Source organism: Collinsella tanakaei (assembly GCF_016900375.1).
GTDB lineage: Bacteria > Actinomycetota > Coriobacteriia > Coriobacteriales > Coriobacteriaceae > Collinsella.
Map to the genome: position 1 here is coordinate 1 of NZ_JACJKB010000015.1, position 13,170 is coordinate 13,170.

10 protein-coding genes and 1 tRNA gene are annotated in these 13,170 nt (G+C 63.8%); all 11 read right to left on the reverse strand.

Annotated elements, in window-relative coordinates; genetic code table 11:
• Positions 1–104: 104 nt before the first annotated feature.
• Positions 105–407 (reverse strand): transposase, encoded by a 303-nt coding sequence (locus tag H6A16_RS08910; RefSeq protein WP_204618345.1) that lies wholly within the window; start codon positions 405–407, stop codon positions 105–107.
• 257 nt (positions 408–664) lie between these two features.
• On the reverse strand, positions 665–1,153 hold the full coding sequence (locus H6A16_RS08915) for a hypothetical protein (protein ID WP_204618347.1): 489 nt from the start codon (positions 1,151–1,153) through the stop codon (positions 665–667).
• A 186-nt stretch (positions 1,154–1,339) separates the two neighbouring features.
• The gene (locus H6A16_RS08920) at positions 1,340–2,086 is read right to left on the reverse strand and encodes an anti-sigma factor antagonist (RefSeq protein ID WP_204618349.1); all 747 of its coding nucleotides are present in this window, start codon (positions 2,084–2,086) and stop codon (positions 1,340–1,342) included.
• A gap of 87 nt (positions 2,087–2,173) precedes the next feature.
• Positions 2,174–4,531: a GAF domain-containing SpoIIE family protein phosphatase gene (locus H6A16_RS08925; protein ID WP_204618351.1), complete on the reverse strand. Its 2,358-nt coding sequence runs from the start codon at positions 4,529–4,531 to the stop codon at positions 2,174–2,176.
• Between the two features lie 282 nt (positions 4,532–4,813).
• Positions 4,814–4,903, reverse strand: a tRNA-Leu gene (locus H6A16_RS08930).
• A 137-nt stretch (positions 4,904–5,040) separates the two neighbouring features.
• Complete coding sequence (locus H6A16_RS08935; RefSeq protein WP_204618353.1) at positions 5,041–6,735, reverse strand: peptide ABC transporter substrate-binding protein; 1,695 nt, start codon at positions 6,733–6,735, stop codon at positions 5,041–5,043.
• A gap of 224 nt (positions 6,736–6,959) precedes the next feature.
• Complete coding sequence (locus H6A16_RS08940; protein ID WP_204618355.1) at positions 6,960–7,988, reverse strand: ABC transporter ATP-binding protein; 1,029 nt, start codon at positions 7,986–7,988, stop codon at positions 6,960–6,962.
• Positions 7,989–9,116: an ABC transporter ATP-binding protein gene (locus H6A16_RS08945; protein WP_204618357.1), complete on the reverse strand. Its 1,128-nt coding sequence runs from the start codon at positions 9,114–9,116 to the stop codon at positions 7,989–7,991.
• Positions 9,116–10,072 carry an ABC transporter permease gene (locus H6A16_RS08950; RefSeq protein ID WP_204618359.1) on the reverse strand — a complete coding sequence of 319 codons (957 nt, stop codon included), beginning with the start codon at positions 10,070–10,072 and terminating at the stop codon, positions 9,116–9,118. Before H6A16_RS08950 ends, H6A16_RS08945 begins: the two co-directional genes overlap by 1 nt.
• 11 nt (positions 10,073–10,083) lie before the next feature.
• A complete protein-coding gene (locus H6A16_RS08955; RefSeq protein ID WP_204618361.1) occupies positions 10,084–11,118 on the reverse strand; it encodes an ABC transporter permease in 1,035 nt (344 codons plus the stop codon).
• Between the two features lie 115 nt (positions 11,119–11,233).
• Positions 11,234–12,922: a peptide ABC transporter substrate-binding protein gene (locus H6A16_RS08960; RefSeq protein WP_204618363.1), complete on the reverse strand. Its 1,689-nt coding sequence runs from the start codon at positions 12,920–12,922 to the stop codon at positions 11,234–11,236.
• Positions 12,923–13,170: the final 248 nt, after the last annotated feature.

Sequence of the window (13,170 nt, forward strand, 5' to 3'; positions counted from 1 at the left end):
CGTTAGGCCGAACGGGATGGTCGGCGTGCCCGCGCTCAAAGCCGAAAGTTTTTCGTGCTCATTCCCGAAAGTTCGCCACGCTCAAACCCGCAACACGGAGGCTATCAAACACAGTCGCGCCGGTCGGTCTTCCTGCCGCGGTCGGCGGCGGGCCTCTGCATCTTGGAGACGGCGCCCACGACGCAGTCCAGGCCGAGCGCGTTGAGCGCCCGGCAGAGGTGGAAGCCGGTGACCCCGGACTCGTAGACCGCCCTGGGCGACTGGAACCCGAGCGCCCACTCGGCGACCGCGGCCGGGTCGTAGCCGAACGAGGCGCGCTCGCACTCACCAGTCATGGGGTTCAGGGCGAAGGCCTTGATGCTGCGGGCGTGGACGTCGAGGCCGATGGCTGTGACATAATCGGACATGGAGCCCTCCTCCGTCGCATGTGGCGCGCGGCCACGGTTGGTGGTACGACCATTGTCGCCCGACCCACGGAGCCGCGACAGGGGGAGGGCCCAATGTTCAGCTCATATCGTCTTGTGCCCCTCCCCGCCGGATGCAGCCCGGCTCCGGACCGCGCCGGCGGCGCCTGGCGAAAAGTACGACAGTGGGGGCACGTCCTAACTGTCATAAAAGGGGTCCCGAGGGACCCCTTCGTCGTGCGCAATACTTTTGGGATAGGCTATTTGATTTCGACCTCGATCTCCTTTGAGGTTGCACCTTCGAGACCGATGACCTCACCCGTGAACTTACCCGACGCATCGACGCCGATGCGCGCGATGCGCGTATTACCGGCCTCGAGCTCGATAGTCTCCTCGCAGGAACCCGAACCCTCGAACAGCGTCTCCACGTCGCCTTCGGGCGTGATGGACACGAGCTTGAAGTCGCCGTCCTCGATCTCGGCATCGCAGTTGAGCGTCACGCTGCCACCCGCCTCAGAATCAAAGTTCCACACGACGTACTTGCCCGTGAAGCCCTGGAAGCTCTGGCTCGTCGTTTCGCCGCCGCCCTGATCGCCGGTAAACGCCTCGTGGGTGTAGTTTGAAGTCTGCTCAGCGATGAGCTCGTCGTTGTCCCAATACTCGGCGTACTCGGAATTCGCAGCACCGCCGCATCCGGCAAGCGCCAAAGCAACCAAACCCGTGCAGATAACCGGAATGAACTTCTTCATGTCGACTCCGTTCCGATTATGCGATGGATTATTCCGCCGCGACACCATAGTAGCGGCAAACAAAGGCCGAACTTCCGCAAGAGGCGCCATCGGGCATCTGACGGCACGAACGAGCGTCACGCGCCCCTATCGCAACCGCTTACCGAGCGGATGGGACATACCGCGGAATTGTCGCGCGCAATCGATCTACGCCGCTGCAACCGGAGCCTGAAGCAGCTTGATCAGCCGCACGAGCGTGCCTTGCGCATCCGTGCGCCGACGGACCTCGACGCTATCCACCAGCATGCGCATGAGCCTGATGCCGCGCCCGCGCTCCTCGGACTCGTCGGGCTCCTCATCCGGCGCGATCTCGTAGCCGCAGCCGTTGTCGCGCACCTCCACCACCACGCGGTCGGGGTACGCGATGACCATCATCATGCAGCCCACCGCCCCGTTCGCATGGTCGTAAGCATTCGACAGCGCCTCGCCGGCAGCGAGCGCCATGTCGAAGCGGTCGCTGTCGCTCATAGGCAGCGTCGACACCATGTCCGCGATGCGGTGGCGGTAGTACCCCAGGTGCTCGATGCCCTGGCGCACCGAAAAGCTCTTGCTCCACAGGGGCATCGCCCCGGGCTTGAGCACCGGCACGGGAGGACGGGTGGCGGCGGTCACGTGGAGCACCTCGAGCAGGCGCGCGATCTGCAGTGTGCGCGTCACATCGGCAGACGTGTTGACCAGCGAGAGCAGGCCGCCGTTCTGGCTCAGATGGCGGGCACGCGATATCAGGCACGCAAGTCCCGAGGAATCGATGAACGTCACGTGCTGACAGTTCACCATCACGCGATACACACCCGACGCGACCAGGTTGTCAATCTGGTCGCGCAGCTCGCCCACCGTCGAGATATCGATGTCGTGGGCCGGGGAGATCACCGCTATGTCGTTCCACTCGTTCATACGCTCATGGTTCCCTGTCCGCGCCGCTCTATTCACACGCCCCGTTGCCCGCCGGCGCATGCGCCGCCTCACCGGCGACCGGCAGCCTCATCGCGCCTCGCCCGCCCTGTCGAAGCGCAGGGCGACCAAGGCGATATCGTCGTCGAGCGCCGATCCGCTGAAGGTGTCGAGTGCCGAGAGCACTGAATCGCACAGCCCCTCGACGCCCTTTGACGAAGCCTGGAGCAGCACGTCGAACAGGCGGCGCTCGCCGAAGAACTCGCGACCGGCATTGCGCGCCTCCACGGCGCCGTCGGTGTACATGAACAGGATGTCGCCCTCGCTGAACGCGAAGCTTCCCCCTTCGTACGCCATCGTCTCGAACGCGCCCACCACGCCCGACTGCACCGTGAGCAGCTCGATCTCTGCAGGAGCCCCCTCTTCGGCATCTCCCCGACCTGCTCGCGCAGGGTGAATGAGCGCCGTCGGGGGATGGCCCGCCGAGCAGTATTCCGCCGTGCCCGTGCGCAGGTCGATCTTCGCCACGAACATGGTGGCGAACGTCTCGACACGCGAGAAGCTCATGAGCATGCTGTTGAGGGAGCGCACCATGGCGGCCGGCGCCGCGCCTTCCCAAGCGTAGGCCGTGAGCGCCGTCTTGACGAGGGCCGACATCGAGGCGGCCTCGACGCCCTTGCCCGACACGTCGCCCAAGATCATGACCGCACGATCGTCGGGCAGGCGAATGAGCGTGTAGAAGTCTCCTCCCACGAGCGCCTGGCGCGTCGCCGAGGAGTAGAGCGAGTCGGTCGTGATGCCCGGGACGCTTCCCAGGTCGTTGCGCAGGCCGATCTGCAGCGTCTGGGCGATGCGCCGCTCGGAGCTCGCCTTGCGCATGCCGCGCATCATGATCTCGAAGTCGTGTGCAAGACGCACGAGATAGTCGTACTCGATATCATCGATGGGCTCCTGCGTGCTATCGCGCAGCAGCAGCACCATGCGCGGAATCTGGTCCGCGGTGTCCGTCGCATCGGCCGCCTCGCCCTCGCCGTCCTCGGCGCCCGGCATGCTCTTGCGCATGTCGAAGAACACGCCCTGGCTGGGCATACCGCGCGAGGCGAGCCACTCCCCCGCCCATGTCGTCTGGTCCACGCGCACGAGACGCACGGTCGTCAAGTCGTCCGGAGAGCACGACCACGCGCTCTGCCCGTGCGCGAACTGCATGGCAGCCATCGGATCCACACGGGCCGCGGGAGCGGTTGTCGAGAAGAACATGTCCTCGATAGATCCGGGCAGGCACACCCGGCTGCCGCCCTCGAAGTCGATGACGTAGCAGCCGCGGTCGGGGTCGTGCAGCACGGCGCAGGTGCGACATTGCAGCATGCGGTGCGCCTCGTTGGACACGGCCCGCCAAACCGCCCCATGGTCGTCGGTCTGGCCGTACATGAACTCGCGCATGCGGTTGAGCGACCGAGTGAGCTCCTCGGTGCGCTGCGCGCGCAGGCTGCTTACCAGGCTCACCAGCTCGATCGACAGGTAGTCGCAGATCACCTCGAGCACGCGGGCGTCGAGCGGCCGGGGTCGGCGTGGACGCTTCCAGCCAAGCTCGAGGATGCCCAGCACCTGCGTGCCGAAGAACACCGGAACGGCGATGAGCGTACGGTAGGGCGGCACGTTCTCCACGCGCAGGCGCGTGCTCACGTGCGTATCGATATCAAAGAAGACGCTCGATTCGATGCCCTTCCCATAGGCCGCCGGCACAATCGTCAGGCTGCACGAGCGCTGCTCGCGCAAAACGTAGGTCGGGATGCCCGAGCCGTACGGGATGAACTCGGGCACGTAATCGCGCGCAAGCCCGTAGCTGATGCCGCGGAGCTTGAAGCCGCCGCTTTCAGAGAAGTAGATCGACGAGCCGTCGGCGTCGAGCGCCTCCACGATCTTGTTCAGCACAGCGTCGAGCAGCGAGGGCAGGTCCTTCGACCCCGCAGCGGTCATGATGACCGAGAGCGTGCCCGACAGGCGGCGGTTCACCGCCTGGAGCTCCGAGAAGAGCCGCCGCGTCTGGCGGTCGCGAGCGTGTTGCTCCTCGAGGCTGTTGATGACCACGAGCATGCGGTCCGCGGTTCCCCGCTCGTCGTCCATAGACAGCGTACGGGGCGACACCCGCTGAGCGCGCACGCGAACCGGGATGAACGAGCCGTCGGGCAGCTTGAGCTGACAGACGCTATCCGTACCGTCGAGCCCGAAGGGAGGCAGATGGTCCCCGGAGCGCTCGAAGCGCTCGCTGTAGACGAGGTCCTTGATGTCGGCGCCCACGATATCCTCGCGCGACGCGGCGGCGAGCGCGATCAGCTGATGATTGACGTGCAGCACCGTGCCGTCGATATCGCACAGGGCGACCGCGTCGCTCGTAAGCTCGACGAGACGTGCCAGCTCGGCAAATCGCTCGCTTGCCATGGATTCCATCGCAGCACCTCCGTAGCCGTCGCCCGGACCTCGTGTCTGGCATCGTCTGAAGTATATCCAACTTGTACGCGCTCGGCGAAGCGGCAACCGCGCGCAAAAACCGACGGCGCCGTCATCGCTCGGGAATTGTGCCCGCGGGTTTTGACCACTGGGGCTCCCTCGCGTGGACCAAACCCACGGATACAACAAGGAGCCATCGAGGGGCGTGCCGTATCGAAGATATTCGCCGCAGCCCCAATAGGTATGAAAAAAGCCTCCCGATTGGGAGGCCCTTGGTTCCGATGGTGTCGGAGGCGGGACTTGAACCCGCAAGTCCGAGAAATGGACACTAGCACCTCAAGCTAGCGCGTCTGCCAATTCCGCCACTCCGACTTGCCTTTCAGCGAGAAAGATATTAACCCAGGCCGACCTCTCGATGCAAGCACTTTTTTCAAAAACTTTTGGACAGGTGCAGGAGTATCGCATTTTCCCTGCTCAGGGAGGGCGCAGCTCGCAAACCTCCGCCATGCCTACGCAAGCTCCGCCTCATAGAAGTGCGCGTAGCCCAACGGATCGATCAGCAGCTTTGCGATCCTCCGCGTGCCGACGACGGCATGGGCCCCGAAGATATACGGGATCACCGGCATGTCCGCCGCGATGATGCCCTCCGCGGTGCGCAGGCGCTCCAGCCGCTCGGCGTTGCTCGCAATGGAGCGCGCCTCGTCGATCAGCTCGTCCACGCGCTCGTTGGCATACCGCGCGTAGTTATGCCCCCCGATCGACGAGGAGTGGAACAGCGGGAACAGCACGTTGTCCATAACGGGGACATCGGGCTCCCAATCGATGCGCGCCAGCTCGAAGGTGCCCGCCTGCAAACGGTCGTACAGGTCCTCGAAGACCACCTCCTCGAGCTCGCAGGAGATGCCCACGCCCTCAAGGTCGGAGGCGATCTCCTCCATCGCCTTCTGGTGCCCGCTGTCCGAGCTGTACAGCAGCGTGAGGGAGATATCGCGCTCCCCTCCCGCCTGCTTGGGATACGCAGCGTCGAGCAGCTGGTTGGCGTTCGTCAGATTATGAGCCGCGGCCGACCACCCCTCTTCGCGATATCCCGGCACATCGGGCGGCACGATGCCGTACGCGGGCATCCGCACGTCGCGAAAGACGCGCTTCGACAGCCCGTCGCGATCGATCGCCATCGAGATCGCGCGGCGGACATCAGGGTTATCGAGCGGGCCGACCTCCGTGTTGCACACCAGATACGAAACGATGGGCTCGGTGCCCAGCACCGTATGGCGATTGATGCCCAGCTGCAGGCGCTCGTCGTCGCTCGACTTCCAACTTGCCGCATTCGTGTCGACGTTCTCGATCGGGCAGGCGGACACCGTCAGGTCGCCCGACTCAAACGCACGGAACGAGTCGGTCACGCTCTCCTGAAACCTCATGCGCACGCGACCGACCGTCGCCGGCGTGGGGGCGTAGTCCTCGAAGCGGATGAGGTCCAAGGTGTCCTTATCCGGCGAGAGCGCGCCGTCGACCATGAACGGGCCGTTGCCCACGGGATACAGGCCGAACGTCTCGGAATCGTCCTCGGCCTGAGCGGGCACAGGGGAAAGACGCGGGTCGGCAACGACGCACGGGAAGTCCGCATACGGAGCGGAAAGCTGGACCACGAGCGTGTGCTCGTCGGGGCAGCTCACGCCTGAAAGGCTGGCTGCAGAGCCATCTCGCACCGCCTCGTAACCCTCCACGAGCGCCAGCAGATGCTCGCGGGACGGAACACTCCATACGCTCGCCGCCCCGCTGTCGGGGCTCACCAAGCGGTCCCATGCCCGCTTGAAATCGATGGCGCGCACCGGCTGGCCGTCGTGGAACGTCGCCTCCTTGAGGGTGAAGGTGAAGGTCCGCTGGTCTTCAGACACCAGATAGCTTTCGGCGGCAAGGCAGGTGAGCGCACCGGTCTCGAAATCAAAACGCGTAAGCGCATCGAACACCTGGAACACAATCTGCGCGGCGGCGGGGTCGGACGCGCCATACGGATCGAGGCATACGGGGCGCTCGATTCCTACATCGACCGTCGTGGCATCGAGCGGATCTTGACCCAAGGCCTCAGAGCCCTCCGGAGCGGCCGCATCCATCGAGCAGCCCGCCAAGACGAGCGACCCGAGCGACGCCGCCGAGGCGCACACGAACGACCTTCTATCGAGCAGACGAGCATCCAGAGCCATAGCGAACCCTCTCATAAGCCTCAGACGATTCCAGGGGCCGTGCAGGCCCCGCAAACGGGAAGAATGCGCACCCCTGATATCCGCCCATCATTGTCCCGCATGCGCACGCATCCAGACACCAGAACATCGAGGCACTGCTTTTCCATATAGGAAAAAAGAAGGGACCGTCCCGAAAAGGACGGTCCCTGAAACGCATATGCTGCGCAAGAGTTTAACGCAGAGGCCTAGAGCTCGATGGAAGTCTCCCTGATGGGGAACTTCTCCGCGAAGTGGCAGGCGCAGAAGTGACCGGGAGCGACTTCCTTGAAGTCGGGCTGCTGAGAGCCGCAGATCTCCTTGGCGATCGGGCAGCGCGTATGGAAGCGGCAGCCGCTCGGCGGGTCGATCGGCGAAGGCGGATCGCCGGCGAGGATGATGCGGGCACGCGTCTTCTGCACGTCCGGATCGGGCACCGGCACAGCCGAGAGCAGCGACTGGGTGTAGGGGTGGTGCGGCTCGGTGTAGAGCGTCTTCCAGTCGGAGAGCTCGACCATCTTGCCGAGGTACATGACGGCCACGCGGTCGGAGATGTGCTGCACGACGGAAAGGTCGTGCGCGATGAACAGGTAGGCGGTGCCGTACTTGTCCTGAAGGTCCTTCAGCAGGTTCAGAACCTGAGCCTGAATGGACACGTCGAGGGCCGAGACGGGCTCGTCGCAGATGATCAGCTTCGGTTTCAACGCGAAGGCGCGGGCGATGCCGATACGCTGGCGCTGACCGCCGGAGAACTCGTGCGGGTAGCGGTTGATGTGCTCCGGGTTCAGGCCAACGACATCGAGCAGCTCGCGCACGGTCTTCATGCGCTCTTCCTTCGTGCCCACGTTGTGGATGGTCATCGGCTCGGAGATGATCTCGCCGATGGTCATACGCGGGTTCAGACTCGCATAAGGGTCCTGGAAGATGAACTGCATCTCGCGGCGCAGGTCCTTGAGCTCATGCTTGCTCATCTTCGAGACGTCCTTGCCCTCGAAGAAGACCTTGCCCGCGGTGGGGTTCGTCAGGCGCATGATGGTGCGACCGGTCGTGGACTTGCCGCAGCCAGACTCGCCCACGAGACCGAAGGTCTCGCCGGCGTGGATCTCGAACGAGACGTCGTTCACGGCGGAGACGACGCGCTTGGAGAAACGGCCCGCGAGCATGCCCGCCTCGGCCGGGAACTCCTTGGTCAGGTGCTCAACCTTGAGCAGGGGCGCACCGGTGGTGTTGGAGGCCATTTACGCCTCACCTCCCGTGGGCTTGGTTTCGATCGTGTCGGGCGTGCCCGTGGCGATGTTGCCGCGAGAGCGCGACGTATCGGGCGCGAACTTGAGGAACTCGGGGTCGTCGGCAAAGTGGCAAGCCGAATAGTGCCCGGTCTCGGTGGTCATGTGCACCGGCTCCTTCTCGTGGCAGATGTCCACGGCATACGGGCAGCGCGGGGCGAAGGGGCAGCCGGCGGGCAGGTTCACGAGCGACGGCGGGTTGCCGTGAATCGGCGTGAGCGGCTTCTTCTCGTCGATCGCCTGCTCTGGGATGGAGCGGATGAGGCCCCAGGTATACGGATGACGGCTGTCGTAGAAGATCTCGTCGGCGGTGCCGAACTCGACCGGGCGGCCGGCGTACATGACCATGATCTTGTCGGCCATATCGGCGACGACGCCCAGGTCGTGGGTGATCATGATGATGGCGTTGCCGTTCTTCTCCTGCATCTCCTGCATGAGCTCGATGATCTGAGCCTGGATAGTCACGTCGAGAGCCGTGGTGGGCTCGTCGGCGATGAGGATGTCCGGGTCGCAGGCGAGCGCCATGGCGATCATAGCGCGCTGACGCATGCCACCGGAGAACTGATGCGGATACTCGTTCACGCGCTTCTCGGGATTGGGGATGCCAACCAAGCGAAGCAGCTCGACGGCGCGGTCAAGCGCCTCCTTCTTAGAGTAGCCGCGATGCAGGCGCAGGCCCTCGCCCACCTGACGACCGATCTTGTAGACCGGGTTCAGGGAGGTCATGGGATCCTGGAAGATCATCGCGATGTCGTTGCCGCGGATGTGCTGCATCTGCTCCTCGGTCATATCGAGCAGCGACTCGCCACGGTAGTAGACGTGGCCGCCCTCGATCTTGCCCGGGGGCATGTCGATGAGGCCCATGATGGTCATCGCGGTCACGGACTTGCCGGAACCGGACTCGCCCACCACGCCGAGGGTCTCGCCGCGGTCGAGCGTGTAGGACACGCCGTTCACCGCGTGGACGATGCCGTCCTCGGTATGGAAGAACATCTTGAGATTATCGACCTCGAGCAGATGGCGGCCCTCAGGAATGGGCTTTTCCTTGAGGTCGGTGTGGTTCGTAGTCTTCTTCGCCATTATGCATCCTTCATCTTGACATCGAGCGCGTCGCGCAGGCCGTCACCCAGCAGCGTGAACGCAAGCACCGTCGAAAGAATCGCCAGACCGGGCATGATCATGAGCCACGGGGCGGTCATGAGGTACGCCTGGCCGTCCTGGATCATGATGCCCCAGGAGGGGTTGGGCGGCTGGACGCCCATGCCGAGGAACGAGATGGAGGCCTCGGTCAGGATGGCGGAGCCGATGTTCATCGTGGCGTAGACGACGATGGAGGCAACGGAGTTCGGGAAGATGTGGCGGGCGATGATGCGCGCGTCGGAGGCGCCCATGGCGCGGGCGGCGTCCACGTAGTCGCTCTCCTTGACGGAGAGGATGGCGGAGCGGAACACGCGGGCGATCGACGGCCAGCCGAGGATACCGATTGCCACGAACACGTTCGTGATGCTCTGGCCCAGCGCCGCGATGAGGCACAGGACGAACAGGACGTACGGGAACGCGAGGAAGATGTCGGCAGCACGCATGATGATGGTGTCGAAGATGCCGCCGTAGTAGGCCGCAAGCGCGCCCATGATCAGGCCGATGACGGTCGAGATCGCGGTGGCGAGCAGGCCGATGGTCAGCGAGATGCGGGCGCCGTAGATGACGCGCACGAGGATGTCGCGGCCCGTGACGTCCGTGCCGAACGGGTGCTCGAGCGACGGGGGCAGCAGCGACGAGGTGGCCATGGCGGTCGTGTCGGCAGCCGTCGGGGAGCCGAGCCACTGCTGGGCCCACAGGTCGGCCGTGATGGCGACGAGCGCCACGAACACGATCCAGATGGCGGCGATGATGGCCAGCTTGTTCTGGCGCAGACGCTTCCAGGCGTCACCCCACAGGGTACGCGACGCGGCGCCGGACACGGCGGCGTCGGTCTTGGGCGCCTCGGCGACGGCAGCAGCCGCACCGGCACCCTGAGTGGAAAACGGGTACTTCATGTTGCGCCTCCTTATTTCTCGCTCTTGCTGCCAAGCCTGATGCGAGGATCAAGGAAGGCGTAGCTGATATCGACAAGCAGGTTGATCACCATGACGACGACGATGATAATCGTGACGCCGCCCATGACGAGCGGCCAGTCGCGCGACGAGATGGCGCGGTAGATCTCGGAGCCGACACCGGGCCAGTTGAAGACGGTCTCGGTGAGGATGGCGCCGGCCATCATGGCACCGAAGTCGATGCCGATGTAGGTGACAACCGGGATGAGCGCGTTCTTGAGCGCATGGTGGATGATGATGGAGCGACGGGACAGGCCCTTGGCCTTGGCCGTGCGGATGTAGTCCTGGTTCAGGACGTCAAGCAGCTGCGAGCGCATGATGCGCGCGGTGTAGGCGGTGGACACGGCTGCGAGCGTGAACGCCGGGAGGATGTAGTGCATCCAGTCCTGGTAGGGAGAGTTGGGACCGCCGGCACCGGAGATGGGCATCGAGAACGCCCCGCCGGTCAGGTCCTTGATCCAGATGCCGAATATCAGCTGCAAGATCATGCCGAGCCAGAACGCCGGGACCGCAACGAGGACCGAGGTGACGAGCGTCACCATGATGTCCCAGAACGAGTAGCGCTTGACTGCGGAGATGAGGCCCGCGCCGATACCCATGATCGCCTCGAGGCAGATGGCGCATGCCGCGAGCTGGATGGTATAGGGGTACTTCTCGGCGAAGATGTCGGTCACCGGGCGCTTCTTGGAATACGAGGTGCCGAGGTCGCCATGGAACAGGTCGTCCATGTAGCGGGCGTACTGCTCCCAGATGGGAACGGGAATGGTCTCGCCGTTCTCATCGTAGATGGGCTGCCCCTTCTCGTTGCCGTAGATCATGTTGTTCTCGACCTCGAGCTGAAGGCGCGTCTGCTCGGGCACGGAGCGCCCGCCGGTGATCATCGAAATAGGATCGCCGGGAACGATTGCCTTCATGGCGAACAGAATGATCGTTACGCCGATGAAGACAGGGATGAATTGAAGCACGCGCTTCAATATGTATTTCCCCATGATTCTCTCCCCTATTGGTTGGACACAAAAAAGGGGCGCCTGCCCCGGAAGGACAGGCGCCCCACACAGACATAGCCGCTAGTGTAGCACTAATCTGCGGTCTTCACCGAATATCTTAGGCCTCGACGAGCTGAGCCTTGGAGAGGTCAGCCTTCTTCTGCGGGTCGAGGTACAGGGTGGCGACGTTGGCACCACCGACAGCGGTGTGGGTGTAGAACATCAGCGGGATGACCGGCATGTCCTGACCGATGGTCTTGTTGACCTCCTGCAGGGCAGCCTTGCGCTCGGCGTCATCGACGGTGGAGCGGGCAGCCATGAGGGCCTCGTCGACCGCGGTGTTGCTGTAGCCGGCGCGGTTGTCGCCATTGCCGGTGTAGAACAGCGGGTACAGGAAGTTGTCCATGATCGGGTAGTCGGCAACCCAGCCCAGACGGCCGAACTGGTAGTCGAGCTTCTGGTAGCGATCGAGGACGGTAGCCCAGTCGGGGGTGTCGGCGACGCAGGTGATGCCCACGGCGGCGAGGTCGGAGATGATGGAGTCCATAACCTCCTTGTGGCCACCATCCTGGTTGGAGGTGATGGTCAGCTCGAGACCGCGGTTGCCGTCGGCGTCAGCGGGATAGTACTCGTCGAGGATGGCCTTGGCGGCGTCGACATCGTACTTGGAGAACTCCCACGCGCCCTCCTCGTAACCGTCGATTCCGGGCGGGACGATGTTGTCGGCCGGGGTGCGCGAACCGTGGAACAGGGTGTCGCAGATGGCCTGACGGTTGATCGCCATGGAGACGGCGTGACGCAGGTTGATGTCGGTGAACGGACCGTCAACAACGTTGCAGGTCAGGTAGTAGGTGGAGGGCTCGGTGCCGTTGAGGAACTGGTGGCCCGGGGTGATGGTGTAGCCATCCTCAGAGGTGCCGTACTCCTCGGCAGCGGTGGCGAGGGAGGCCACGGGGACGTCGGAGACGTCGAGGTTGCCGGCCTGGAACTCCTTGTAGGCGGTCTCCACGTCCTTCTGGATCATGAAGTTGACGCCGTCGAGGATGGCCTTGTCGCCATAGTAGTCATCGAAGCGCACGATGTTGATGTACTGGCCGTCGACCCACTCGCCGTCCATCTTGAACGGACCGTTGCCCACGGGAGCCAGGCCGAACTCGGTCTGGGACATCTCCTTGGCGCAATCGGGGATAGGCGCCAGAGCGGGGTGGGAAGCGACATAGGGGAAGTCAGCGTAGCTGTAGGAGAGCTTGACGACGAGGGTGGAGTCGTCGGGGCAGGTGATGCCCGTCATCTCCTCGGCCTCACCGGCGGCGAGGGCGTCGTAGCCCTCGATCATGGCCAGGTGGTAACCGATGACCGAGGGGCTCTCGGTGTTGGTGTTGGGGTTGACGATGCGCTCCCAGCCGTACTTCCAGTTGGCAGCCTTGACGTCGGTGCCGTCGTGGAACTTAGCGGCCTTCAGGTGGAAGGTGAACTCGGTGGCGTCGTCGTTGACGTCGTAGCTCTCGCAAGCGAGGCACTCGAGCTTGCCCTCCTCGAAGTTGTACTGGGTCAGCGAGTCGAACAGCTGGAAGCCGACCTGCGTGCCCTGATCCTCCTGCAGGTTGAACGGTTCGATGCACACCGGGTTGTTGATGTAGTAACGAAGCGTGCCGCCGGAAGCGGAGCCACCAGCAGAAGCGCTACCGGCAGCGGTGTCGGTGCCACCCTTCTGGCCGCAGCCAGCGAGAGCAGCGAGGACGCCCGTAGCCAGAGCACCGCCGACGAAGGCGCGACGGCCAACCGGCTTGTTCAGGAATTCAGCCATTCCATCCTCCTTAATACAGAACCTGTGCGAGCCGAGCGGCTCGCCCACGTGACGAGGCGCGATCTGAAGTCCAGGCTGACTGACCTCGATCGTCGCGACGTTGCGTACTACCTTAACCTAACTTGAGCGCGCTAAAGCGCTCTATTTTGAGTAAAGAGCGCTTTTTTCTTTATCTGATGAAAGCGATTCCACGGTAATTATTCCGGTCCCATGCATAACCGCTGCGTAATTGCGCCGTTCTTTGATGC